Source organism: Aurantiacibacter sp. D1-12, from assembly GCF_028858515.1.
Lineage (GTDB): Bacteria > Pseudomonadota > Alphaproteobacteria > Sphingomonadales > Sphingomonadaceae > Alteraurantiacibacter.
The window spans coordinates 74643-98985 of sequence record NZ_JAPJZJ010000006.1 but is presented as its reverse complement, the minus strand read 5'-3'; the positions used below and the strand labels follow the sequence as shown (position 1 = coordinate 98985).

General features: G+C 61.3%; 22 protein-coding genes. 10 read left to right on the top strand and 12 right to left on the bottom strand.

Translation table 11 applies throughout. The features are described from left to right. The first annotated feature begins 53 nt into the window (after positions 1-53). Positions 54-1463, top strand: a complete 1410-nt coding sequence (locus OOZ52_RS12445) for a DUF1800 domain-containing protein (RefSeq protein WP_274698857.1) — start codon at positions 54-56, stop codon at positions 1461-1463. A gap of 4 nt (positions 1464-1467) precedes the next feature. After that, complete coding sequence (locus OOZ52_RS12440; RefSeq protein ID WP_274698856.1) at positions 1468-2577, top strand: DUF1501 domain-containing protein; 1110 nt, start codon at positions 1468-1470, stop codon at positions 2575-2577. Between the two features lie 3 nt (positions 2578-2580). Here the strand turns inward: OOZ52_RS12440 and trmB are convergent, their stop codons facing one another. The 7 genes from trmB to lptB all read right to left on the bottom strand — a co-directional run bounded on the left by trmB (position 2581) and on the right by lptB (position 12068). Then, positions 2581-3282 carry a tRNA (guanine(46)-N(7))-methyltransferase TrmB gene (gene trmB / locus OOZ52_RS12435; RefSeq protein WP_274698855.1) on the bottom strand — a complete coding sequence of 234 codons (702 nt, stop codon included), beginning with the start codon at positions 3280-3282 and terminating at the stop codon, positions 2581-2583. A 175-nt stretch (positions 3283-3457) separates the two neighbouring features. After that, positions 3458-4153, bottom strand: a complete 696-nt coding sequence (gene ctrA / locus OOZ52_RS12430) for a response regulator transcription factor CtrA (protein WP_274698854.1) — start codon at positions 4151-4153, stop codon at positions 3458-3460. Positions 4154-4676: 523 nt separating this feature from the next. Next, the gene (locus tag OOZ52_RS12425) at positions 4677-5567 is read right to left on the bottom strand and encodes a hypothetical protein (RefSeq protein WP_274698853.1); all 891 of its coding nucleotides are present in this window, start codon (positions 5565-5567) and stop codon (positions 4677-4679) included. An 81-nt stretch (positions 5568-5648) separates the two neighbouring features. Next, positions 5649-6641, bottom strand: coding sequence for a phytase (locus tag OOZ52_RS12420; protein ID WP_274698852.1), 993 nt, complete (start codon positions 6639-6641; stop codon positions 5649-5651). A gap of 29 nt (positions 6642-6670) precedes the next feature. Further along, positions 6671-9538 (bottom strand): TonB-dependent receptor, encoded by a 2868-nt coding sequence (locus OOZ52_RS12415; RefSeq protein ID WP_342454962.1) that lies wholly within the window; start codon positions 9536-9538, stop codon positions 6671-6673. A 141-nt stretch (positions 9539-9679) separates the two neighbouring features. Further along, the gene (rpoN, locus tag OOZ52_RS12410) at positions 9680-11134 is read right to left on the bottom strand and encodes an RNA polymerase factor sigma-54 (RefSeq protein WP_274698851.1); all 1455 of its coding nucleotides are present in this window, start codon (positions 11132-11134) and stop codon (positions 9680-9682) included. 169 nt (positions 11135-11303) lie between these two features. Beyond that, a complete protein-coding gene (gene lptB / locus OOZ52_RS12405; protein WP_274698922.1) occupies positions 11304-12068 on the bottom strand; it encodes an LPS export ABC transporter ATP-binding protein in 765 nt (254 codons plus the stop codon). Positions 12069-12283: 215 nt separating this feature from the next. Here lptB and OOZ52_RS12400 point away from each other — a divergent pair, with 215 nt between their 5' ends. Beyond that, positions 12284-12673: a hypothetical protein gene (locus OOZ52_RS12400; RefSeq protein ID WP_274698850.1), complete on the top strand. Its 390-nt coding sequence runs from the start codon at positions 12284-12286 to the stop codon at positions 12671-12673. A gap of 128 nt (positions 12674-12801) precedes the next feature. On the opposite strand, the gene OOZ52_RS12395 is transcribed toward OOZ52_RS12400, so the two are convergent. Next, positions 12802-13059 (bottom strand): hypothetical protein, encoded by a 258-nt coding sequence (locus OOZ52_RS12395; RefSeq protein WP_274698849.1) that lies wholly within the window; start codon positions 13057-13059, stop codon positions 12802-12804. A gap of 160 nt (positions 13060-13219) precedes the next feature. Next, on the bottom strand, positions 13220-13750 hold the full coding sequence (gene ppa / locus OOZ52_RS12390) for an inorganic diphosphatase (RefSeq protein WP_274698848.1): 531 nt from the start codon (positions 13748-13750) through the stop codon (positions 13220-13222). 127 nt (positions 13751-13877) lie between these two features. Between ppa and hisS the strand changes: the two genes are divergently transcribed. The 7 genes from hisS (at position 13878) to OOZ52_RS12355 (ending at position 22079) form a co-directional block, all read left to right on the top strand. Beyond that, the gene (gene hisS, locus OOZ52_RS12385; protein WP_274698847.1) at positions 13878-15173 is read left to right on the top strand and encodes a histidine--tRNA ligase; all 1296 of its coding nucleotides are present in this window, start codon (positions 13878-13880) and stop codon (positions 15171-15173) included. Beyond that, positions 15170-16237: a peptide chain release factor 1 gene (gene prfA, locus OOZ52_RS12380; protein ID WP_274698846.1), complete on the top strand. Its 1068-nt coding sequence runs from the start codon at positions 15170-15172 to the stop codon at positions 16235-16237. Before hisS ends, prfA begins: the two co-directional genes overlap by 4 nt. Beyond that, positions 16234-17085, top strand: coding sequence for a peptide chain release factor N(5)-glutamine methyltransferase (gene prmC / locus OOZ52_RS12375; RefSeq protein WP_274698845.1), 852 nt, complete (start codon positions 16234-16236; stop codon positions 17083-17085). The genes prfA and prmC overlap by 4 nt, the downstream gene beginning before the upstream one ends. A gap of 191 nt (positions 17086-17276) precedes the next feature. After that, positions 17277-17942 (top strand): DUF4167 domain-containing protein, encoded by a 666-nt coding sequence (locus OOZ52_RS12370; protein WP_274698844.1) that lies wholly within the window; start codon positions 17277-17279, stop codon positions 17940-17942. 73 nt (positions 17943-18015) lie between these two features. Continuing rightward, positions 18016-19581 carry an apolipoprotein N-acyltransferase gene (gene lnt, locus OOZ52_RS12365; protein ID WP_274698843.1) on the top strand — a complete coding sequence of 522 codons (1566 nt, stop codon included), beginning with the start codon at positions 18016-18018 and terminating at the stop codon, positions 19579-19581. 50 nt (positions 19582-19631) lie between these two features. Then, positions 19632-20840 (top strand): methionine adenosyltransferase, encoded by a 1209-nt coding sequence (gene metK / locus OOZ52_RS12360; RefSeq protein WP_274698842.1) that lies wholly within the window; start codon positions 19632-19634, stop codon positions 20838-20840. A 27-nt stretch (positions 20841-20867) separates the two neighbouring features. Further along, entirely contained in the window at positions 20868-22079 is a 1212-nt protein-coding gene (locus OOZ52_RS12355) for a DUF418 domain-containing protein (protein WP_274698841.1), read from the top strand. Here OOZ52_RS12355 and OOZ52_RS12350 read toward each other — a convergent pair. The 3 genes from OOZ52_RS12350 to OOZ52_RS12340 form a co-directional block, all read right to left on the bottom strand. Next, on the bottom strand, positions 22069-23343 hold the full coding sequence (locus OOZ52_RS12350) for a spinster family MFS transporter (RefSeq protein ID WP_274698840.1): 1275 nt from the start codon (positions 23341-23343) through the stop codon (positions 22069-22071). The genes OOZ52_RS12355 and OOZ52_RS12350 overlap by 11 nt on opposite strands. 70 nt (positions 23344-23413) lie before the next feature. Next, the gene (locus tag OOZ52_RS12345; protein WP_274698839.1) at positions 23414-23791 is read right to left on the bottom strand and encodes a hypothetical protein; all 378 of its coding nucleotides are present in this window, start codon (positions 23789-23791) and stop codon (positions 23414-23416) included. Positions 23792-23820: 29 nt separating this feature from the next. After that, positions 23821-24300, bottom strand: a complete 480-nt coding sequence (locus OOZ52_RS12340; RefSeq protein WP_274698838.1) for a hypothetical protein — start codon at positions 24298-24300, stop codon at positions 23821-23823. Between the last annotated feature and the right edge of the window lie 43 nt (positions 24301-24343).

Sequence of the window (24343 nt, the reverse complement as noted above, 5' to 3'; positions counted from 1 at the left end):
TTACGACAAATTCGTACACTCAGGTTCATGTGGATCGGTTATGACGTTAAGTCATGGCTGATCCGCTGAGCATAACGCATGATCGATTTGGTCTTGGTGCAAGGCCTGATAGCCGCGTGCCTCGAGAGGATGTGCGTAGCTATCTGCACGATCAGCTGCGCCGTTTCGATCATTCGCCGACCGCCCTGGATGGCTCTCCTTCAATATCTGAAATTGCCGCCGACTATGTGCGCATGACCGGGCTACGCGCTGCAGCTCGCGGAGATGGTGCCGATTCACAAGCGGCACGTTCAGGAATGCGGGCCATACGCCGGGACAATCAGGAGCAGGCGCGGATCAGCGGCGCTGCACGGCTTGCCCATGCCGTCGCGACGAGTACGCCATTCGCCGAGAGGCTGGTGCACTTCTGGTCCAACCACTTCGCCGTCTCGGTTAACAAGCTACCGCTCGCTTCGATGGCGGCTGACTACGAGTTCCGCGCGATAAGGCCGCATGTGATGGGCAATTTTGCCCAGCTGCTGCGTTCTGCAGTAGGTCATCCGACTATGCTGGTATTCCTTGATCAGGTGCGGTCAGCAGGTCCGGGAAGCGAAGCCGGATTACGTGTGAACCGCCGCCGTGGTGCGGGCGCACTCGGGCTAAACGAGAATCTGGCGCGTGAGTTGATGGAACTGCATACGCTGGGTGTCCGCACGGGATACACGCAAGAAGACGTGACCGAACTTGCCAGGGCACTCACCGGGTGGACGGTAGCCGGATTCGCTCGCGGTCGTGCGGCTCGCTTTGCGGAAGGTTCTCCGGGTGAAACGACTTTCGTGCCGGCCTTGCATGAGCCGGGTGTTCGCACCGTAATGGGCCGACGATATCAGGATCATGGTGCGGAACAGGCGCAAGCTATTATCGCCGACCTTGCCGGCCATCCGGCAACGGCACGGCATATTGCTACCAAGCTGGCCAAGCATTTCATATCCGACGATCCGCCTGCGTCCGCGATTGCCAGACTCGAGCGTGCATTCCTGGGAAGTGGAGGCCACCTGCCCACGGTTTACGCGGCGCTTGTTGCCGAACCGGAAGTGTGGGCTGCCGAGCGCACCAAATTTCGCAACCCGTGGGATTGGCTGGTCGCAAGTTTGCGTGCGGCTGGCGGTGAGATGCTGGGAGGTCACGCGCCTCTGCGTCTGCTGGGAATGTTGGGCCAGCCGTTGTGGCGTCCGGGGCACCCTGCCGGTTGGAGCGACAGTGCGGAGGACTGGACCTCGCCCGGTGCGCTTCTGACGAGGGTAGAAATTGCCAATCGCCTGGCGTCTGGGCCGGGCGGGCGAATAGATGCTGTGTCGCGGGCCAGAGAAGTGCTTGGTGATGCTTTGCGGCCGGCAACGCTTGATGCGATCGAGGCATCGCGGAGCGCGCGGGGCGTGGGGTTTGCGCTGCTGCTGGCTAGTCCGGAATTCCTGCGGAGATAGTATCATGATCCTGCCAATCTCCCGTCGCCGTCTCATTGTTTCATCCGCCATTGCAGCTGCCGGGATCAGTTTTCCCTCAATCGCATTCGGACAAGAACACCAAAAACGGCTCGTTTACATCATTCAGCGCGGAGCAGCGGACGGGCTGGCGCTGTTGCAGCCGCACGGTGATCCGGCTTTGCGTGATTTGCGCGGCGCGCTCGTCGATGATGACGCGCACGATATCGACGGGTTCTTCGCGCTCCACCCTGCATTGGCACGTACGGCGCAGTTGATGCGGCAAGGCGAGGGTCGTGGCTTTCATGCGGTGGCGACCCGCTATCGTGAGCGTTCGCATTTCGATGGCCAGAACATTCTCGAAACAGGTGCCTCTCAGCCTTACGGTTTGCGAACCGGGTGGCTCGGTCGCTTGCTTCCGCTTTTGCCCGACTCACCCGGGCCGATGGCCATGGCCCCGACCGTGCCTCTCTCCATGCGCGGAGAAATACCCGTGGCCACCTATTCAACCGATCGCTTGCCTGATCCCAGCGATGATCTGCTGCTGCAACTGACTACGCTTTACGAAGAAGATGCCCAGCTTGCTCCTCTATGGGGCGAGGCATTGCGAACGCGGATGCTGGCAAGCGATATCGGCGGCGATAATGGTCGCAATGGCGGTGATGTCGGTTTGCTCGCTGCGCAATTGATGACTGCCGCCGGCGGTCCGCGTGTGTTGATGATCGAAACCGGCGGCTGGGATACCCATCAGGCGCAGCGTGGGCGTCTTGGAAATCAGCTGACAGGGCTCGACAGTCTGCTGGGCGCTCTGCGTGATGGCCTCGCAGGGGCATGGCAAGACACACTGGTGATCCTGGCGACAGAGTTCGGCCGCACTGCCAGGGTCAATGGCACGCAGGGCACAGATCACGGCACGGCTTCAGCCGCACTGATGCTGGGCGGCGGCCTGGAGGCCGGCCCTCCGGTCGTCGCCGATTGGCCGGGGCTGGCCGACGGACAGCTTTACCAGAATCGGGATTTGCGCCCGACCGCGGATCTGCTCGAATTGTCCACTCGCGCGGTTGCCGATCATTTCGGGATTGATCGCGATCGGGCGCTCGCAGCCTTGCGGGCCTAAGCGCTACTTTCGCCTGAAACGGAAGTACCAGACTTCGTGGCCGAAGGTGTTGCGCGCCTTGTATTCGTAGCGCGTTTCGGGCCAGCCGGAGGGGCGATTGCGGAACTTGTCCGGCCCGTCGATCACCCATTCGAACTGGTCGGTAAAGCGGCGCATCACCATCAGCGCGTGGCGGACATAGATCGGATGGTCGGTGCCAAAACGGAATTCGCCGCCCGGTTTCAGCTTGTCCGCGATCATTTGCACCGGACCATCATTCATCATCCGCCGCTTGGCATGCTTGTTCTTGGGCCAGGGATCGGGGTGCAGCAGGTAAGCCATGGTGAGCGCGTCATCGGGAATGCGATTGAGGACTTGCAGCGCATCACCATGATAGATGCGTACGTTGCCCAGGTTTTCGTCGCGAACATGGCCGAGCGCCTGTGCAACGCCGTTGAGGAAGGGTTCTGCGCCGATAAAGCCGTGGTTTGGAAGCAGGTCGGCGCGGTAGGCCATGTGCTCTCCGCCGCCGAAGCCGATCTCAAAATGCAGCGGCATGTCTTCACCGAAAAGCGACTTTGCAGTGACCTCGCCATCTTCCGGAACCGCGATTTGCGGCAGCAGATTGTCGACCAGGTCCTGCTGGCCGGCGCGCAGGGGTTTACCCTGACTGCGGCCATAGAGCCGGTTCAGCGTGGTCGGATCGCCTTCTTTAAAAGCACTCATGGCTGCGTCCGCTAGAGTTTGGCCTACGCGCTGTCCAGTTTCACATCGCGCGGATGTAGGAAAGCCCCGGAAGCGGTTTCGCGCTTCCGGGGCTTTTCCCGGGTACCCCCCGTCCGAAGTACTGGACGAAATCAGGTCACATTATCGCTTGGGGTTCAATCAAGCGGGTAATTTCTCAGGCAGCTTCTGCCTCTACGTCGGGATCGCGAAGCACATAGCCGCGGCCCCATACGGTTTCGATGTAGTTGTCACCGCCGCATGCGCTCGAAAGCTTCTTGCGCAGCTTGCAGATGAACACGTCGATAATCTTGAGTTCGGGTTCGTCCATGCCGCCATAAAGGTGGTTGAGGAACATTTCCTTGGTCAGTGTCGTGCCCTTGCGCAGCGAGAGCAGCTCGAGCATCGCATATTCCTTGCCGGTCAGGTGGACGCGGGCGCCGTCGACTTCAACGGTCTTGGCATCAAGGTTTACCGCCAGCTTGCCGGTGCGGATGATCGACTGGCTGTGGCCCTTCGAACGACGCACAACAGCGTGGATGCGGGCAACCAGCTCGTCCCGGTGGAACGGCTTGGTCACATAGTCGTCGGCACCAAAGCCGAACGAGCGAATCTTGCTGTCCATTTCGGCAATACCCGAAAGGATGAGGACCGGCGTCTGCACCTTGGCGACGCGCAGCTTCTTGAGCACGTCATAGCCGTGCATATCCGGCAGGTTCAGGTCGAGCAGGATGATGTCGTAATCATACAGCTTGCCCAGATCGAGGCCTTCTTCGCCCAGATCGGTCGAGTAAACATTAAAGCCTTCAGTCGTGAGCATCAGCTCGATAGCTTTTGCCGTTGTCGGCTCGTCTTCAATCAACAGAACGCGCATTGTGGGTCCCCTTTTGTCCCCATTGGTAACCCTCCCGTAAGAGGTGTTTCCGTGAATTAACCACGAGGGTTGTCACCAAAAAAGGTTAATAATTTGTTTCCCGCGTTAAGACTTTCTGGGTGAGTCTTTCGAGTCACACTCGAAAGCCGTTAATTTCTGCGGTTTCCGGCGTTGGCGTTCTCAAGATTTTACGCGATTCGCAGCGTGACGATCACTGCAAAACAGGGTTTCGTTGAATTAATACATACGGATTTGGGCCTTGCGGTATCTCCGCGCGGAGGGGTGGTGGAGCCAGCGATGTCAAATAGCCTGCCCCTCGGTTGAAGAAGGGCGAAGCGAAGCTAGGCAGGCGTGAAACCTGTAGGAAAGACTATTCTTCCACCGGCAATAGAACGCTGCAATCGTGCGCGACTAGCGCACGACATAGGCCGACTGGCCGCCCGCAGGTGCCCCGCAGCGAAGCGGAGGGAATAGCACCGAGGACGCACTCGCGGAGGCGAGTGCGTAACCACAAGAGATCAACCTACTCCCCGATCCCCACCACCGCGACGCGCGTGCCGTCGGGGCTCACCGCAATACGATAGGCCGACGCCAGGCCATGATCGGCAAGGTCGGAAATCACTTCCCACCCCTTGCCGCCCTCGCGCCAGCGGTGCACCTGTGTCCCCTCGATCTGCAGGATCGATCCGTCGGGCGCCCAGGTGTAGTTCGCGTTCGTCCCCGCAATCGGGGTGAGCGGGCGCACCGCGCGCGTTTCGGGATCGAGCGCCTTGATCCACACCTCTTCATTGGTCTGCCGGTGGACGAAGCTGAACTCGCCCGTGCCCGGGATCAGGTGCGGTGAGGCAGGCACCGCATGGCCGCTGACAAAGTGATAGGCAGGCTCGCTCGCATGGGTGAGCGCGACGTTGAAGCCATAGCGCGACCAGAACAGCACATCACCGCTCGCATGGTTGCGCGCGAAATAGCCGACCGGCTCATCCACCCCCGCCGCTTCGAGCAGCCACACGGGATTGTCCGGATCGGCGCGGTCGATCTCCCAGATCGACCGGTTCCGCTCGAACACCACGGACACCGTACGATTATCGGGCGAAGGCGTTGGCGAATATTCGCTCTCGGGCGTATCGGTGATCTGCGCGTGCGTGGCGCTCGCAATGTCATACTCCCATACATCGGTCTGCGTGCCATCGCCGCGCGAATAGACGAAGGTGTCCCCGCCGGACGTAAAGAACGGCTGGTTATCATAGAGCGTCGGCCGATTGGTGGTGTTGATGCCGTTCGAGAGCGCGTCGTCCGAGGCGGAGGCATCATAGGCAAAGAGAAAGATATCCGGCTGCGGCTCGGGCGCGTCCTGCGCGAGTGTGGGCGAGGCGAGCGCGAGGCTGGTGAGGATGGCTAGGGCTGGGCGGTGCATGGTGGTCTTCCCTCGTTTGTGAGGAGACTACCAGCCGTCAGGTGGTACGCAAGGCGGCTTCGCCGTTTCCTTCGACACCACCTACTCCAGCCCCAGCACCTCCAGCACCGCGCCCCAGCTGACCAGCTTGAAGTTCTGCGCTTCGGGGGCGTTCTGCCCGTCCTGCGCGACGAACAGCCCATCCGGATAATCGGGGCCGAAATTGCCTGTCACCAGGTCGATCCCGTCGGTTTCCTGCGTCGCGCCGAATGCGCCTTCGCCAATCGCGAAGCGGCCCAGCGGGGTCATGTCGGGGAGGCGGTAGACGGCGTAGGCGTTGTCGCCCTGGCTTGAGGCGACGAGGTAGCCGCCATCTTCGCCCTGGGTGACGATGGAGAGGCCCTCGACATCGGCGACGAGGTACTGGTTGTCGATGGGAGCGACAAGCGCGCCTTCGGTCGCGCCATCGGCGAAGCGCCATATACCGGCGACTTCCTCGCCGACATAGAGCGTGCCGTCGCGGTCGTCATACACGCAGCCTTCGGGCTGGGTCGGGACGGAGAACTCGCGGGTGAGCTCCACCATCGGGGTCTCACCCGGAAGGCTCTCGGCAATCTCGTATTCGCGCAAGGTGCCATCCTTGATCACGGCGAGAACCGACAAACCGCCGTGGGTGGAGAGGCACAGGCCATAACCCTCGCCGGGGCCACTGGGGACGCGGCCTGCGGGCACGAGTTCTCCCGCCGCGGTATCGAGCGTGAAGAACACGATATGCGAATTGAGCGGATCGTTGCGGTCGCTAGCGGCGACGAAGACGGTGCCGTCCTCCAGCTCCACTAGGTCGACATTGTTGACCTGGCCCGCATCGGTGAAGCTCATGATCTCGCCCGCAAGGTTGTAGACATAGAGCCCCGCCTTCTTGTCGGTCGCGACAATCAGGCTGGCGGCGGGATTGGCGGCATTGCGCCAGATCGCGGGGTCATCCGCCGCATCTTCATTGGCGGTGCCGACAGGAACGGTCTCTCCGCTCGCCGCCACCGAAACCGGCGGCAGGCCTACCGGAGAGGTTGCGCACCCCGCCAGCAGGCCTGCCATCGCTGCACATACTATCGCGCTTGAACGCATCAGAAGCTCACCCGGACACCGCCCTTGAAGGTGCGGCCGTAGATTTCATACTGATAGTTGTTCTGGCGGCCGCCCACGCTGTTGTAGGCGAAGTATTCCGCATCGGTCAGGTTCACCGCTTCCACGAAGACCTGGACGTTGTCGGTGATGCGGTAACGCGCGCTGGCATCCAGCTGGAAGTGACTGTCCACGAAGCGGTCTTCTTCCGGCGAGCCGTTTAGCTCATCAAGATAGTCGTCACGATAGGTCGCCGCGAGGCGCAGGCTGAGCGGGCCCTTCTCGTATCCCAGCACGCCGTTCAGCGTATGCTCGGAAGTGGTCGGCAGCGCGATTGAGCGGGTCTGGCCGACAACGCCCAATTGGTCGACACCGCCACCGGGCACATCGCCGCTGGCATCGGTCCAGGTGTAGTTCGCCTGGGTGATGAGGCCATCGAGCGGTGCGGGCAGCATGTCCCACTGATAGGCAAAGCCAAGCTCGATGCCGAAGACCTGCGCGCTGTCCCCGTTCACCGGGATCACCGCTTCATCAAAGGCAATGCCGTTATAGACGAGGCGTTCGCCATCGCTCTCGTACTCGACTTCGATAATGTAGTTGGACACATCCTTGTAGAACAGCCCGGCGCTGATCGCGCCGCTGCCGCTGAAGTAATAGTCAACGCCGAAGTCGAGGTTCCATGCTTCATACGGTTCCAGATCGGGATTGCCGAATTCGCCTTCGACCTCGTCATCGTCGTTCTGTTCGGTGACGAAGCGCGGGGCGATCTGGGAGAAGCCCGGGCGCACAAGGCTGCGATAACCCGCGGCGCGGAAGACGAGGTCTTCCACCGGCTCGAACCGCACGTTCAGGCTGGGCAGGAAGAAGCCGTAATTGCTGCCCGTGGTTTGCGGCGTGATGATGACTGTGTCGTCAGTAGCCGTAGTGCTATCGGGCAACGTGCCGTCTTCCTCGATCAGCTGCACGAAATTGCCGACAATATCGGTCTGCGTATATTCATAACGCACACCGCCGATCACGGTCAGCGTCTCGCTTTCCCAGCGGCCCATGAAGTAGGCGGCAAGGATGTCTTCCTCGATCGCATAGTCTTCGACTGCGCTATCGAACTGGCTGTCGATCGACTGGAATTCGAACTGGTCGAAATTGGCGAAGAAGTAATCGGTGGCCGCGGTGTAGCCGGGCAGCGGATCGAGATTGGTGATGCGGTATGTGGCTGGTTCGCCCAGCACATCGGCCAGCGTGTAACCGTCGAGCTCATAGAACGCGATATCGCCGTTGAAGGTCTTGTCGCGCCAACGGCCCTTGAGGCCACCTTGCAGGGTGAAGATGCTGCTATCGAGGACGATCTCGTGCGCGACATCGAGCTGCAGCGTATATTCCTCGTCCACCGCATCAGACAGCTGGGTCAGCTCGACATCGTTGAGTTCGTAAGTGGCCGGATCGAAGAAGTCGGCAACACCTGCAACCGAATAGAACGGCGTGCGCGGGTTGGAATAATCAACCGTGGTGACAAGGCCGTCACCTTCGAAATCGCGTTCGAACTGGGTCGGGTCGACACTGTTGTTCTCGCGCTCTGAAGAACGGGCATAGCTGCCGAGATATTCGATCGTCCACGGGCCGGTATTGGTTTCGCCGCCGATGGCGAGCGAGTAGATTTCCTGCCGTTCGAAACGGTCCTTGATGTCGCGCTCTACCGTAATCGCATATTCCTCGCCCGGATCGAGCGGATCGAAATCGGCATAGGTCACGCTATTGCTGGTGCCACCGACAAGCGCATCGCCGAAGTCGAAGGTCAGGCGGCGGCGGAATTCCTGGTCGTCGAAGCGCGAGTAGAGGCCCCGGACATACCATTCAGTGCTGTCCGATACGAGAATGTCGAGGCCCAGCGATCCGCTGATGCGCTCGCGCTCCACATCGTAATCGCGGTACTGCACCTCTTCAGCGTAGACGAGGCCGTTATCCTCTTCCCAGTCGTCCGCTTCGATATTGTCGGTTTCGAAGAAGCGGTTGTAGTAGGAAAGGCCGCCCGAAATGCCGAGGTTGTCGGTCAGGCGGTAGGCGAAGTTGGCGCTTGCTTTCGGGTTCAGCTTTTCCGAATATTCGTTGTAGCTGCCCTCTGCCGAGAGGGTGAGGAAGTTGCCGCGGCGGTCGAAGGCGGAAACGGTGTTGATTTCGATGCTGGCGCCGATGGTGTCGGCATCCATGTCCGGAGTGAGCGATTTGCGCACTTCGATACTTTCGATGATGTCGCTGGCGACAACGTCCAGCGCCACGGCGCGGATGTCTCCTTCGGGCGAGGGCACGCGCACACCGTTGATCGAGGTCGAGTTGAGGTTCGGATCGAGGCCGCGCACGGCCACAAAGCGGCCTTCGCCTTGGTCATTCAGCACGTTGATACCCGGCAGCCGGCGCAGGCTTTCCGCCACGTTCTGGTCAGGGAACTGGCCAATGGCATCGCGGCTCAGCACGTCGACAATCGTGTCCGACGTATATTCGCGGTTCAACGCGTTGAACTGGTTGGCGCGCTGGCCGTAGACCAGAATACTGGAAGCATTGTTTCCGCCCAGCAGGAAATTGGCAGTTACCGAGCCGGTTTCCGGTACGGTGATCGTCTGCCTCTCGGCAGGTACACCCTGAAAGCGCGCTTCGAGCGTGTAAGTGCCGGCGGGTACATCTGCGATGCGGAAGGTGCCGTCACGCTCGGTCACGACCTGTCGGCCAAGCTCGACAATGCGAACAGTCGCGGATTGCAGCGAAACGGTTTCGGTTTCATCCACCACGACGCCGACAACATCGCCCGCAATCGCAGGAGTGGCGGCAATGGCGAGTGCACCTGCGCTGGCGCTGGCGAACAAACGGGACATCTTCATTTCAGAAAGCTCCATCAAACAAGTTGTGGAGCCCGATAGGGATGCCGGATTACAACCACGCGGCGATTTGGTGACAGGTAGAAGTCCGTTAGGTGTCCGAAAGATGACGTTGCACAATGGTCACAAGCGGGGCCGCGGACCTCACCCCATGGCCGCGAGCTTCTTCGCCCGCCGCCGCTGCACCGATGACCCGATCCCGATAGCCTCGCGGTATTTCGCCACCGTACGCCGCGCGAGGTCGAAGCCTTCAGCTTTCAGCAGCTCCACCAGCTTGTCGTCGGAGAGGATCTTCTTCGGGTCTTCGGCATCGGTCAGCGCCTTGATGCGCGCTTTCACCGCTTCGGCGCTCGCGCCTTCGCCGTCCGCGCTCGCGACGCCGCTGGAGAAGAAGTATTTCAGCTCAAACGTCCCGCGTTCGCAGTGGAGGAACTTGTTGCTGGTCACGCGGCTGACGGTGCTTTCGTGCATCTCGATGGCTTCGGCCACCTGTGCCAGCGTGAGGGGTTTGAGTTCGCTCACGCCGTTGCGGAAGAAGCCTTCCTGCTGCTTCACGATCTCGGCGGCGGTTTTCAGGATCGTCTTCTGCCGCTGGTCCAATGCCTTGATCAGCCAGTTGGCGTCGGCGAGTTTTTCGGACAGCCAGCTCTTTGCTTCCTTGCCGGGGGAGCCTGCGCGCATTTCGAGGTAGTAACTGCGGTTGACGACGAGGCGCGGGAGCGTGGCTTCGTTGAGCTTGATGTCCCAGCCGATCACGCCGTTCTCGTCCGGCGTGCCCTCGGTGATGATCACGTCGGGCACAACCGCGCTGCTGGTAGAGCCGCCGAATGCCAAGCCGGGCTTGGGGTCATAACTGCGGATCTCGGCGAGCATGTCTGCCAGGTCTTCATCATCGACGCGGCAGATGCGCTTGATCTGGGCGAAGGCGCCCTTGGCGATCAGATCGAGGTTGTTGAGCAGCACTTCCATGCACGGATCGTAGCGGTCGGCCTCTTTCGCCTGCAGCGCGAGGCATTCGCCAAGGTCGCGCGCGCCAACGCCGGTCGGGTCCATGCTCTGCACGCAGTCGAGCGCGCGCTCGGCATCGGCTAGCGGGACGCCGAGTGAGATGGCAATGTCGCGCAAGGATGTGGTGAGGTAGCCCGCCTCGTCCAGCTGCGCGATCAGGTGGTGCGCGATGAAGGCGGTGTGCTGGCACGGTGCGCAGGTGCCGACTTGCTGTTCAAGGTGATCGGCGAGGCTGAGCGCGACGTCCTCGCGGTTTTCGAGGTCGAAAGTGCTCTCTGCCCCGCCGCCCGATGCCATGGCTTCGGACCAGTCGCCGGTGTCGCGGTCACGGTCCAATGCGGTCTCGTCGATGTCGAGTGCGCGGTCTCCTTCGGCTGACGAGGAATCGCGCATTTCCGGCTCGGCCGGGACCTCACCGTCAGTCACGCGCATGTCGCCCGCTTCGAGCAGCGGATTGCTTTCCAGTGCCTCGCCGATGAAGGTCTCGATCTCGAGGTTCGACAGCGCCAGCAGCTTGATCGCCTGCTGCAGCTGCGGCGTCATCACCAGCGATTGCGATTGCCTGAGGTCCAGTCTCGGGCCGAGAGCCATGGGTTTTACCTAGCTCCCTTGTCGGGTGCGGTCGGGGCGTCCGCCCCTCCCTTGCGGCTCCGGCCCACTCCCCCTCCCAGCCACCCGACAGGGTGACGGGCAATCATCGGGTGGCTGGGAGGGGGAGTGGGCTGGCACCGCCCTCCAGCCGCAAGGCTGGGAGAATAGGTCACAATTCAAAGTTATCGCCGAGGTACAGGCGCTTCACATTTTCGTCCGCCACAAGTTCCTGCGGTGAGCCCGCGAAGAGAACCTGGCCGCCGTAGATAATGCAGGCGCGGTCGACGATATCGAGCGTTTCGCGCACGTTGTGGTCGGTGATCAGCACGCCGATGCCGCGCTGTTTCAGGTCCTTGACGAGATCACGGATGTCGCTGATCGACAGCGGGTCGATGCCGGCGAAAGGTTCGTCAAGCAGCATGATCGAGGGGTTTGCCGCGAGCGCGCGAGCGATTTCGCAGCGGCGGCGTTCACCGCCGGACAGTGCCATCGCGGGGCTTTCCCGCAGACGCGTGAGGCCGAACTCGTCAAGCAGGCGCTCAAGGTCCTTGGCGCGGGTTTCCTTGTCCGGCTCGACCATTTCGAGCACGCAGCTGATGTTCTGTTCCACCGTCATGCCGCGGAAGATGGAGGTTTCCTGCGGCAGGTAGCCGAGGCCAAGGATCGCGCGGCGGTACATCGGCAGGCTAGTGACATCGACGCCATCCATCAGGATGCGGCCGCTGTCGGGCTTCACCAGCCCCATGATCGAGTAGAAACACGTCGTCTTGCCGGCGCCGTTCGGGCCAAGCAGGCCAAGCACTTCGCCCTTGGCGACGGTCAGCGATATGTCCGACAGGACGCTGCGCTTGTCATAGCTCTTGGCGATTGAGACAACTTCCAGCCCGCCGCTGTCGGGCAGTTCGGGGGCCGCATTGGAAGGGGCCTCTGCCATGGACTCGGCAAGGGCTGCCTCGTCCAGATAGTCGTCATCAAGCGCGCTCATACACCCTCCATAAGCATGGTCCGTTCCGGTTTGAAGGGTGTTTGGCAAGATTCCTGCATGGTCGGGAAAAATCATGCGTCCCGCGGCTGAACATATGGTTGATGCGCTTGCATGCGTGGCGCGCTTGTGATTACCTGCAATTCTCATGGAGAGGGAGAACGCGCATGGCAAAGGCGCTTTCGCACGATCCGCAGACGCAAGAGCGCGCGGACGAGATCAACGGCCAGGATGTGGACTGGCGTGGCAAGGTGAGCGATCACGTGGCCTGGGGGCTGTTGGTTTACACCGGGCTGCACATTTTCGTGACAATGACCCAGCTGAAAAGCAGCGGCGGATCACTGCTGCCCTATTTCGCGCTGGTGGTGCTGGTCGGCGCGATTATCCCGGCCTGCCGCTGGGTAGAGAAGCGTTGGGACGGGCTGTCTGATGGAGAGGCGAGCGATGAAGCTCTCGCGCCGCAATTCAAGAGGGAAATGGGGATCCTGTGGCTCTGCGCCGTCGGTTTGCCGATTGGTCTTACCATGCTTGCCAAGGGCATAATGGCCGCGTTCTGATCGGGTGCGGGTCGCGGCACCCGTCAGATCAATTGCCCAACTTGCCAATCAGTCTTCAAAAGAGGGTTCCGAACTCTGCAAAGTTCGGCCCGTCATCTCCATGATGACCAAGCAGCCAGGCGGTTCGCTTAGAACGGGAACGGTATGCAGTTGCCCATCTCGTGTTCAATATAGATGAGATTCTGACCAGGCTCGCGATAGCGCTCGATCGATCCATCGCAACGGTGAATGTCATAGCCGACAAGATCGTACGACTGGTTGTAGTACTTGGCAATATAGTGGAAATCGCCTTCGACCGGCACGTCTCCGGGAGGTGCAGCGTAGGCCACACTGGTCCCGCTGACCGCCATTGCAACGGCGGCTCCGATTGCAAAAAGCTTCTTCATATTGGTACTCCTCATTCAAGTGCTTTAAAGTAAAGCACTTTTCTAACGAGCACCGAATCGTGACGGCTTTGTGCCGATTAACCTCATTGTATCTGCCGCAAGGCACGAATCGTCGGGAACCGTGGCAATTTTGCGGTGAAAACCACTTTTAATCAGAAAGTTAAGCGCTCTTCGCGCGCTCAATCGCCTCTTCGACCACCCGGCGCGCCTCGGCAGCGTCACCCCAGGCACCCACGCGCACCCATTTCTCGGCTTCGAGATCCTTGTAGTGGGTGAAGAAGTGCTCGATCTGCTGGAAGATGATGCTTGGCAGGTCCTTCGTCTCGCCCACGTCGGAATAGTAGGGGAAGGTCGTGTCCACCGGCACGCAGATCAGCTTCTCGTCACCGCCGTGCTCGTCTTCCAGGTTCAGTACACCGATCGGGCGAGCGCGCACCACGCAGCCGGCGATGAAAGGCGAACGGGCAATCACCAGCGCATCCAGCGGATCGCCATCTGGTGACAGCGTGTGCGGAATAAAGCCGTAGTTGCACGGATAGCGCATCGGCGTGTGCAGAATGCGGTCGACAAACAGCGCGCCCGACTTCTTGTCGAACTCATACTTCACCGGCTCGCCCCCTGTGGGGACTTCGATGATGACATTCAGGCTCTCCGGCGGATTGTCGCCGACGGGGATATGTTCGATACGCATGGAATGCTCCGTCCCTTAAGGAATCTGGTGGCACCCCCTCCCAAAACTGCTGGCGCGCCTAGCCTGTTCGTAAGCGAAAGGCGAGAGGGGATTTGCGAACGCGGCGAAGGGGGCTAAGGGCTGCGCCATGGCAAAAGGCAATACACCCAAGGCAATCCGCGGCACGCAGGATATTTTCGGACCCGATGCGGAGGCATTCGCCTTTGTCGTCGAAACGTTCGAGCGGGTGCGCAAGCTCTACCGCTTCCGCCGCGTGGAAATGCCGGTGTTCGAAAAGACCGAAGTGTTCAGCCGCGCGATTGGCGAGACGACCGATGTGGTGTCGAAAGAGATGTACTCGTTCGAGGATCGCGGCGGCGAGAGCCTGACACTGCGGCCCGAATTTACTGCCGGGATTGCGCGTGCATACATCAGCAACGGCTGGCAGCAGCACGCGCCGCTCAAGGTGGCAACGCACGGGGCCCTGTTCCGCTACGAACGCCCGCAAAAGGGCCGTTATCGCCAGTTCCACCAGATCGATGCCGAGATCATCGGTGCGGCGGAACCGCAGGCCGATGTCGAGCTGCTGGCGATGGCCGACCAGATGATCCGCGAGCTGGGGATCGAGGGCGTGACGTTGCACCTCAATACGCTGGGCGATGGCGACAGCCGCGAAGCATGGCGCGCGGCGCTGGTCGACTATTTCGGCGCGGTGAAGGGTGAGCTGTCCGAAGACTCGCAGGAGCGGCTGGAGAAGAACCCGCTTCGCATTCTGGATTCGAAAGACCCGAGGGATCGCAAGTTCGTTGCCGATGCGCCGAAGATCGATGCTTTCCTGTCGGACGGGGCGAAGGCCTTCTTCGATGCCGTGACCAGCGGCCTCGATGCAGCGGGCGTCAAATGGACCCGCGCCGAGAGTTTGGTGCGCGGGCTCGATTATTACCGCCACACTGCGTTTGAATTCATCCCGGACGAAGGCTCGGCTGCGGCCAATGCGCTGGGTTCGCAGAGCACGATCCTCGGTGGTGGTCGCTATGACGGGCTGATGGAAAGCCTAGGCGGCGCGCCGACGCCTGCGGTCGGCTGGGCTGCGGGGATCGAGCGGCTGGCGATGTTGGTTGGTGAAGTTAGCCAGCGACAACCTGAAGTCGCAATTATTCCGCTCGGAGAAGCGGCGGAGCATCGTGCAACCGAGTTGGCTGCTGAGTTTCGCAACGCGCAGCTCGTGGTGGACTTGGGTTTCCGTGGGAACATGAAGAAGCGCATGCAGCGTGCAAATGCGGATGGTGCTCGCTTTGCAATTATCCTTGGTGACGATGAATTGGCCAAGGGAAGGGCAGCGGTGAAAGAGCTGTCTTCAGGTGAACAAGTCGAGTGGCAATTGGATGGGGTCACGCAACGCTTGTTGTCGGTACTGACAGGTGAGGCATCGTTTCGGGGATGACCATCCCAGCCGAACGCCTTTCCCAGATCGCCAATCGCTTCGCCGAGCTCGAGGCGCGGATGGCGTCTGGGCAGTTGGAGGGCGAAGCATTCGTGCAAGCCTCGCGCGACTATGCCGAGCTGGAGCCGGTGGCGAAGTCGGCAGCCGAAGTGCAGGCCATGCGCGAGGAGATCGCGGGGCTCACCGAAATGCTCGCCGATCCCGAAATGAAAGCCATGGCGGAGGAGGAGCTGGACGCGCTCAAGAAAGCGCTGCCCGAGGCCGAGCGCGCGCTTGCCATTGCCATGCTGCCCAAGGATGCTGCCGACCAGCGGCCTGCCATGCTCGAAATCCGTGCGGGCACCGGCGGCGATGAAGCAGCCCTGTTCGCGGGCGATCTTTATCGCATGTATGAAAAGTTCGCCGCCGAGAACGGCTGGAAGGTCGAACCCGTCAGCATGAACGCGGCCGAAGTCGGGGGCTTCAAGGAAATCGTCGCCAACGTCACCGGCACCGGCGTGTTCGCCAAGATGAAGTTCGAGTCCGGCGTCCACCGCGTGCAGCGCGTGCCCGTTACTGAAAGCGGCGGGCGCATCCATACCTCGGCAGCGACAGTGGCGGTGCTGCCCGAGCCGACCGAAGTCGATGTTTCCATCGACGACAACGATCTGCGGATCGACATCTATCGCTCGTCCGGGGCGGGTGGACAGCACGTCAACACAACCGACTCTGCGGTGCGCATCACGCACGTTCCAACCGGGATAGTCGTCGCGATGCAGGACGAGCGCAGCCAGCACAAGAACCGCGACAAGGCGATGAAGGTCCTGCGCGCGCGGCTCTATGAAAAGCGGCGCGAGGAAGCGCACGGGGCGGAGGCCGACCTGCGCAAGGCCATGGTCGGTTCGGGCGACCGCTCCGAACGCATCCGCACCTACAATTTCCCGCAAGGCCGCGTGACCGATCACCGCATCGGGCTGACGCTACACAAGCTGGACGAGGTGCTTGCGGGAACGGGCCTCACCGAACTCACCGACGCGCTGATCGCCGAAGATGAAGCCAAGCGTCTCGCGGCGATGACCGAGTGAGCGTCGCTCAGGCCTTGCGAGAGGCCACTGCGCGCCTTTCTGCCACCAGCGACACAGCCCGGCTCGATGCCGAATTGCTGATGGCGCATGCCTTTGGTGTCGATCGTTCGGGCCTGCTCATCCATCACATGGGCGACCAGGTGCCGGTAGAATTTGCGAACTTCCTGCAGCGCCGTGCCGCGCGGGAGCCGGTTGCGCATATCGTCGGGCATCAGGACTTCTACGGCCTTACCTTGCGCGTTACGCGCGATGTGCTGATTCCGCGCTCGGACAGCGAAAGCGTGGTCGAAACTGCGCTCGCTGCGGTCACTGATGCGCGGCGCATTCTCGATTGCGGCACGGGATCAGGCGCGCTCCTGTTCGCCTTGCTGGACAATCTCCCCGAGGCCGAAGGTGTGGGCGTGGACGCATCCGCCGCCGCCCTCGCTATCGCCAGCGAGAATGCCGCACGGCTTGGCTTCGCGCCGCGCTGCGACATGGTGCAGGCCGACTGGACCAAGCCCGGATGGGTAAACGATCTGGGCCGGTTTGACCTCGTCATTTCTAACCCGCCCTACGTTGAGGACGGCGCGGTCCTCGCGCCCGATGTGCGCAATTTTGAACCTGCCGAGGCTCTGTTTGCGGGCCCCAAGGGACTCGATGATTACCGCATCCTGATACCGCAATTGCCCGGTCTGTTGACAGAATCTGGCGTCGCTGTGCTCGAAATTGGTGCATTGCAGGCGGCACAAGTCACGGAAATCGCGAAAGAATATGGATTTTCGGTTGAAGTGAGTCAGGATCTTGGCGGGAGGGACCGTGCACTCACTCTGCGATTAAGGGTTGGCAAAGGCGAATCGACTAGTTAACCCTCGAATCAGGCAAGAGATGCGATGGGATCGCGCTCCGCCGTAACTCCAACATTTGCTGAACCGGGCGTAAAACCGCCAGAATACTCTGCAGATGAAGGGCAAACCCGCATCCATTTGGGTGCTTGCGCTAAATGGGCGCAAATTCGCCGGCTTCGGCCGGGGGATCGCAACAAGGAAGCGAAGTTCCTTTGAACAGTAATCGTAATAACAATCGTCGTCGTGGTGGTGGTCGCAACAATAATCGTGGCGGCGGCAACCCTATGCAGAACAACCGGATCGATAGTCGCGCGCGGGGCAACGCTCCGCAGATGCTCGATAAGTACAAGAAGCTGGCGCACGAAGCCTCGCTGAATGACGACCGGGTGCAGACCGAATATTACCTGCAGTTTGCCGACCACTATTTCCGCGTGATCGCTGACAACAAGGCGCAGAAGGAAGAAGCGCAGGCAAAGCGCGCTGCCGAACGCGGGCAGGACAATTCATCGCATGACGATGATGACGGCCAGGAAGACAAGAAACCGCGCGGCCGGAAGAATTCGCGCCCACGCAAGGGTGACGATCAACGAACCGGCAACGAAGGTGATAGCGGCGACCAGTCGGATGACGACAATCCCTTCACCCGCGATGCGGCCAAGCCGAAGCGTCAGCCGCGCCGCAAGAAGCAGGACGATGCAGTCGTCGGCGATGATGGTGGCAAGGACACAGACGGCCTCGATCTGGGCGTTTTGCCTCCAGCAATCGCGCGGGCTGATGAAGAAAGCGGCGATGGCGAGAAGCCGAAGGCGCGTAAGGGTCTGAAGCCCCGTCGCAAGCCCAAGGATGACGGTGAAGACGCGCTCGAAGCCGTAGGCTGAGCGACTGACCCGGCGGGAGCAACAGGCCACACGCATGAGTGCTCCCGCGCAAGACCTGCCAATAATCGATAGGATGCCGCACCGCGCATGGGCGTGGGCGATTGGCCTTGGCTTTGCTGCAGCAACCGGGTTTGCGCCGCTCGGGCTCTGGCCGGTCGCGCTGCTGGCCATGGGCCTGATGGTCGTGCTCGCCGCGCGTACAGGGAGCTGGAAGCAGGCGCTGTGGCTCGGCTGGCTGTTTGGCTGGGCGCATTTCACCCTAGGCAACAACTGGATCGCAACGGCCTTTGCCTACCAATCTGAAATGCCAGCAGTGCTCGGCTGGGCCGCCGTACCGCTCCTGGCGATCTACCTCGGGCTCTTTCCTGCGCTCGCCGCACTTGCGGCAAGGCTGGTGGTCCGTAGCGGACCGGGCTGGGCCTTTTTCCTGATCTTTGCAGGTGCATGGATTGTCGCCGAATGGCTGCGCAGCTGGGCCTTCTCGGGCTATGCGTGGAACCCGTTTGCCATGGTGCTGCTCGGCCCGTTCGACAGGCCGGGACTTGCCGCGCTTTCACCCATCATGGGCACTTATGCGCTGTCCGGCGTGGCCGTGCTGCTGGGCGCGGCGGTTGTCCTGCTCGCGGCAGAACGGCGGTGGCGCGTTGGCGTGCTGGTGAGCGCGCTGATCACTGCCGGCATGTACTGGCCCGCGCCGGTCCAGGACGAAGGCGGCACCTCTCTCACCGTGGTTCAGCCGCAGATCCCGCAACCCGATATTGCCGACCCGACCCGCTACGACGACAACTTCCGCGAACTGGTGGAATTAACTCCTCGCACACCCGAACAGGGCGATGGCCCGCGTGTGGTGCTGTGGCCCGAAAGCGGGCTCGCCGATTACCTGCGCGAGGGGTATCCGCAGCGATATTATGACCGGACGACCGTGCTAGGCAGCCCCGAATTCGCCCGGCAATTGATAGGGCGCGCCGCAGGTGGGGAAAGTGTGCTGCTGACCGGCGCGATCGATCTGGAGATCGGTGAGGATGAGGCAGGCTTTGTCCGCGCAATTGGTGCGCGCAATGTCGTGACGGCGGTATCACCCGAGGGCGAGCTTCTGGGCGGCTATGCCAAGGCGCATCTGGTGCCGTTTGGCGAATACCTCCCTATGCGCGAGTGGCTGGAGCCGATTGGTCTGAACCGTTTTGTGCCCGGGTCGATCGACTTCTGGCCAGGACCGGGGCCACGGACCATCGATCTGGGTGAATTCGGCGCGGTTAGCCCGCAGATCTGCTTCGAGATCATCTTCTCTGGCCAGGTCGTCGACCGCAACAATCGTCCGGACTACATCTTCAATCCTTCCAGTGAAGGCTGGTTCGGCGCCAATGGCCCACCGCAATTCCTCGCGCAGTCGCGTATGCGCGCGATAGAGGAGGGCCTGCCGGTTATCCGTGCCACCAACAATGGCTACAGCGCGGTGATCGATCCGCGCGGCGTGGTGCAGCACTATCTTACCCCGCTTGACGAAGACCGGATCGATAGCGCGATCCCGCTTGCTGCACCGCCAACACTGTTTGCGCGGCTGGGGAACATACTTCCGCTTGGCTGGGCCATGCTCATGCTTTGTGCCGCTATCGTTGCAACCCGGCGAAGGTCTCGTTAGAGCCGCCCGCTGAATAACTTATTCGAATTCAAGAGAAGGCAATCTCCAACATGCGCCAATCCTACCTGTTTACGTCCGAAAGCGTCTCCGAAGGCCATCCGGACAAGGTTTCCGACCAGATTTCCGATGCCATCGTCGACATGATGCTGGCCAAAGACCCCGAAGCCCGTGTCGCTTGCGAAACGTTGACCGCTACGCAGCGCGTGGTGCTCGCCGGTGAAATCCGCTGCAAGGGCGTCTACGAAAACGGCGAATGGGTCGATGGTGCGAAAGAAGAGATCGAGCGCATTGCCCGCGAAACGGTGAAAGAAATCGGTTACGAACAGAGCGGCTTCCACTGGGAAACGCTGACCTTTGAAAACCACCTGCATGGCCAGAGTGCGCATATCGCGCAGGGTGTGGATGCGAGCGGCAACAAGGATGAAGGCGCGGGCGACCAGGGCATCATGTTCGGTTACGCTTGCGATGAAACGCCCGACCTGATGCCGGCACCCATCGATTACAGCCACAAGATCCTGCAGCAGTTGGCGACCGACCGCAAGAACGGCACCGCGCCGTTTCTGGAGCCGGACAGCAAGAGCCAGGTCACGCTGCGTTACGAGAACGGCAAGCCTGTCGAGTGCACCGCTGTGGTCGTCTCGACCCAGCACGCGCCGGGCTATGACGAGGGTGAGAAAGAAGCCGAGCTGCACGCCTATGTGAAGGGCGTTGTCGGCGAGATCCTGCCCCAAGGTTTCATCACCGATGGCACCGTGTGGCACATCAACCCAACCGGCAGCTTTGAAATCGGTGGACCCGATGGCGATGCCGGCCTTACGGGGCGCAAAATCATTGTCGATACCTATGGCGGTGCAGCTCCGCATGGCGGCGGCGCGTTTTCGGGTAAGGACCCGACCAAGGTTGACCGCTCGGCAGCCTACATCACCCGCTATCTCGCCAAGAACATTGTTGCTGCAGGTCTTGCCACCAAGTGCACCATCCAGCTGGCCTATGCGATTGGCGTTTCGAAGCCGCTCTCGCTCTATGTCGATACGCATGGCACGGGCACGGCGGACGATGCTGCCATTGAGACGGCGATTGCCGGTATCGAGAAGCTCGGCAATCTGACCCCGCGCGGCATCCGCACGCATCTGGGCCTCAACAAGCCGATCTACCGCCAGAGCGCAGCCTATGGCCACTTCGGCCGCACAGCCGAAGGTGATGCCTTCCCGTGGGAGCGCACCGATCTGGTCGATGATCTGAAGGCCGCGCTCGGCTGAGGAAAATGCTGTAGGGCGGTGAGCGGTATGCAGACTGAACTCACCGCTTCACCCGGCAATAGAGCAGACCGTGTCGTGGCGCTCGATGCGCTGCGCGGCCTGGCGGTGGTCGGTATTGTGCCGATGAACGTCATCGCCTTTTCGATGCCGCCCGCTGCCTATTTCAACCCGCGCGTGTTTGGCGGCGACGGTCCGCTGGAGATCGCTCTTTGGGCGGTAGGTTTCGTACTGATCGAAGACAAGTTTCGCGCGCTCTTCGCGATGATGTTCGGCGCAGGCGTGGCTATCCTGCTGGGCAAGGCGAGCGAGCATCCGCTGCGGGGGCACTACGCACGGATGCTGGTGCTGTTCGTAATCGCAATGCTGCATGCAGTGCTGCTGGCAAACAACGATGTTTTACGCGTCTATGCCGTGGCGGGGCTGCTCTTGCCCTTTGCTGTGAATTGGCAGACACGAACACTACTCTGGAGTGCGGGGGTAATTGTTCTCGCACAGCTCGCCATATCGGGTTGGTATGCATGGGACTGGCTGATGGCGGTAGGCGATCCGGCGGCGCAGGAGGTGGCGGAAAGCCTGTATGGCGAGAATCCTTCCGCTCTGGCCGACGCTGCGGCGCGCGCCGATGCCGGGCTGGCAGAGCGTGTGGCACAGCGCCTCGGCACGCTTCCGCAACAGTCCGGTTTCGTGGTGGCTTCGCTACCCTCAGCGCTCGCCGCGATGTTGGTGGGAATGGCGTTATGGAAGAATGGCCTGTTTGCCGGCGAGTGGTCTGGCGAGCGCATAATGCGGCTGGCGAGGCGCTGCGTTGTTATCGCGATTCCGGTGCTGATTGGGTTGGCTGCGTGGAGCATTACTTCCGGGTTCGATCCCATCATCACAACCGCCAATGCGCTCGTGTGGTCTGCACCATTCGACCTGCTACTGGGCATTGGCTGGGCAGCGCTAGGCATGGCCGCGTTTGCGCGCGGTGGTACTTTAGCGGAGCGGCTTGCCGCAACGGGGCGCTTGGCGCTGACCAACTATCTCGCCACCAGCCTCGTATTCGCCGCCGTGTTCATGGGTTTGGGCTTAGACCTGTTCGCGCAAGTAACGCGTGGGCAGGCTCTCCTGCTTGGTCTCATTCCCATCGCGTTGATGTTCAGCTGGTCGCCGCTCTGGCTTGCGCGCTTCCGGCAAGGCCCTGCTGAGTGGTTTTGGCGCTCAGTCGCTCAAGGACACATTCTGCCCTTCAAACGGTAGCGCGCACGCCTGCTGCGACTTTAGCGGTATCACCGCGCAAATGCCGTGCGGCGAGGAAGTAGAACGCGGCTGCCACCAGATAAACCATGCCGCCCGTGGCCATCGCGGTGGCCAGTCCATTAGCCTCGCCCATGCTTGCGGAGAAGCGGTCGCTCAGCAGGCCGATCAGCGTCGGGCCGAGGCCTCCCGCCAGCGTATAGATGCCGTTGAGCGTGGCAGACGCGGTGGCACGCATGCGTGGATGCATCAGGTTCTGTACGGTCGCAAAGGTAATGCCGAGATAGCTTACGGTCAGGAAGATCGACATGGCGACGAGCGTCAGCAGCGTGTGCAAATCACCTTGCAGCATTCCGAAGGCCCCGAGCGGCCCACCGATCAGCAAGCCCACGCCGGGGATGAGCGCATAAGCGGCAGGATTGCGTTCGCCGAGCCGGTCTCCCAGCCACCCCGCACCGACGATGGAAAGCGCCGCCGGCAAGCTTGCCAGAATGCCGGTGTAGAGCCCCGCCTCGGCCAGTCCCAAGTCGAACTTGCGCACCAGAAGCGATGCGAAGAAGAAGTTGAGCGCATAGCTCAGTGCGGCGGCGATAAACGATCCGATCACCAGATAGCGCGCGCTCTTCAATGACCATATGCGGTGGAAGAAGGCGGACATGGGTGGGACTTCGTCGCTCGCTTCGGCATCGAACTGGCCGCGCTTGGGCTCTGCCACGAAGACATAGGCGATTATGCCGAGCACAAAGCCGGGTATCGCGGCGATCAGGAAGGTCGCTTTCCAGCCAAACTCCTGCGCGATCCAGCCGCCGCCGACGAACCCGATAAAGGCCCCCAGTGGCGGGGAAAGCAGCAGACAGGAAATTGCGAGGCCACGTTTGTTCGCAGGGAAGTAATCCGAAATGACCGATTGGTTGGGCGGCAGGCCGATCGCCTCGCCCAGCCCCACGCCCATGCGTGCGACCAGCAGTTGTACCCAGCTTCCCGCCGCGCCGCATAACGCGGTGAACAGTGACCAGAGCGTCACACCGCCGGCGATCAGCGTCAGCCGCCGTACCCGTTCGGCAAAGCGTGCGGTAACAAATCCGCCGACCACGTTGAGCAGCGCGAAGGCCCAGCCCATCATCGACACCTGCACATCGGACAGGCCGAATTCCGCCTTCACCGGCTCGACCAGAACGTTCACCACGATGCGATCGATAAAGCCCACTGTCGCACAGCTGGCCAGCACAGCAAGTGCCAGCCAGGGAGAGTTGATGCGGGTTTTCATGATGCGAGGCATAAACGAAAATGGCGGCCCCGCAATGGAGCCGCCATTCGCTACGCTTGACGAGGAGTGATCAGGCGCTGGGAACAACATCTCCCTGTTCGCGCAGCCAGTGGCCGACCTTGCGGCCGAACTTGGCAATCGCGTTCATGTTGAAGAAGTGCCAGAAGCCGAGCACCAGCACCGCAAGGCCAACCTTGGTGGCGACAAAGCGGATCGCTTCGGGCCAGGTCTCCGGCTCGCTGCCGAGGCTGATGGTCAGCAGGATGAAGCCGATGTTGACGAGGTAGAACCCCACCACCAGCAGGTGATTGGTGCTGCGCGCCAGCTTCTCGTCATGGCCGAAGCAGTCGATCAGAAACACCTCACCATTCTTGCTGAGCGTGCGCGCAACCCACGCGGTCATGCCGATAGCGATGATGAGATAGGCAAAATAGCTGACTTCGATCATTGTACTTCTCTTTGGTTTGGAGGGTGGGGTCAGAACAACAGGTCGTGGATGGGGTTGGGGGTATCGACTTCTGCGGCAGGGGTTGCGCGGCGCTGGCGATACCGGCCCCAGCTTGCGGCGGCGGCAAACCCGGCCAGCGCACCATTCGCTGCGAAGAGGTAGGCAAAGCCTTGGGCGAGAACGCTGATATCGCTGGTGGCAATGAGCACGGTGAGAGGAATGCAAAACCCCGATACCGCTCCTGCCAATTCATATCTGCGGGGGCACTCCTCGCCGTGTTCCGCAAGAAAAGCGGTCAACGGGAGGCCGAAAACTGTCATGGCCAGCAGGGTGACTACCCCGGCGACGACTAGAGGCATCGCAATGACTGTGACTCCTCCACCGATTTCACCGTAGGCGAAGAATCCAAGCCCAAATGGAACAGTCACGATCAACCACGGCACTCCGCCGATCAGTGTCCCTGCGCCAAGCGCGCGGAAGAAGGCGGCGACGTCAGGATTGTGCATCATATCCTGTCCTTTCTGTAATTTCCGAAATTGAGGGGCGTGAATG

Coding starts and splice junctions, on each gene's coding strand:
- OOZ52_RS12445 (WP_274698857.1), top strand. CDS start 54: ATGGCTGATCCGCTGAGCATAACGCATGATCGATTTGGTCTTGGTGCA.
- OOZ52_RS12440 (WP_274698856.1), top strand. CDS start 1,468: ATGATCCTGCCAATCTCCCGTCGCCGTCTCATTGTTTCATCCGCCATT.
- trmB (WP_274698855.1), bottom strand. CDS start 3,282: ATGAGTGCTTTTAAAGAAGGCGATCCGACCACGCTGAACCGGCTCTAT.
- ctrA (WP_274698854.1), bottom strand. CDS start 4,153: ATGCGCGTTCTGTTGATTGAAGACGAGCCGACAACGGCAAAAGCTATC.
- OOZ52_RS12425 (WP_274698853.1), bottom strand. CDS start 5,567: ATGCACCGCCCAGCCCTAGCCATCCTCACCAGCCTCGCGCTCGCCTCG.
- OOZ52_RS12420 (WP_274698852.1), bottom strand. CDS start 6,641: ATGGCAGGCCTGCTGGCGGGGTGCGCAACCTCTCCGGTAGGCCTGCCG.
- OOZ52_RS12415 (WP_342454962.1), bottom strand. CDS start 9,538: ATGAAGATGTCCCGTTTGTTCGCCAGCGCCAGCGCAGGTGCACTCGCC.
- rpoN (WP_274698851.1), bottom strand. CDS start 11,134: ATGGCTCTCGGCCCGAGACTGGACCTCAGGCAATCGCAATCGCTGGTG.
- lptB (WP_274698922.1), bottom strand. CDS start 12,068: ATGGCAGAGGCCCCTTCCAATGCGGCCCCCGAACTGCCCGACAGCGGC.
- OOZ52_RS12400 (WP_274698850.1), top strand. CDS start 12,284: ATGGCAAAGGCGCTTTCGCACGATCCGCAGACGCAAGAGCGCGCGGAC.
- OOZ52_RS12395 (WP_274698849.1), bottom strand. CDS start 13,059: ATGAAGAAGCTTTTTGCAATCGGAGCCGCCGTTGCAATGGCGGTCAGC.
- ppa (WP_274698848.1), bottom strand. CDS start 13,750: ATGCGTATCGAACATATCCCCGTCGGCGACAATCCGCCGGAGAGCCTG.
- hisS (WP_274698847.1), top strand. CDS start 13,878: ATGGCAAAAGGCAATACACCCAAGGCAATCCGCGGCACGCAGGATATT.
- prfA (WP_274698846.1), top strand. CDS start 15,170: ATGACCATCCCAGCCGAACGCCTTTCCCAGATCGCCAATCGCTTCGCC.
- lnt (WP_274698843.1), top strand. CDS start 18,016: ATGCCGCACCGCGCATGGGCGTGGGCGATTGGCCTTGGCTTTGCTGCA.
- metK (WP_274698842.1), top strand. CDS start 19,632: ATGCGCCAATCCTACCTGTTTACGTCCGAAAGCGTCTCCGAAGGCCAT.
- OOZ52_RS12355 (WP_274698841.1), top strand. CDS start 20,868: ATGCAGACTGAACTCACCGCTTCACCCGGCAATAGAGCAGACCGTGTC.
- OOZ52_RS12350 (WP_274698840.1), bottom strand. CDS start 23,343: ATGAAAACCCGCATCAACTCTCCCTGGCTGGCACTTGCTGTGCTGGCC.
- OOZ52_RS12345 (WP_274698839.1), bottom strand. CDS start 23,791: ATGATCGAAGTCAGCTATTTTGCCTATCTCATCATCGCTATCGGCATG.
- OOZ52_RS12340 (WP_274698838.1), bottom strand. CDS start 24,300: ATGATGCACAATCCTGACGTCGCCGCCTTCTTCCGCGCGCTTGGCGCA.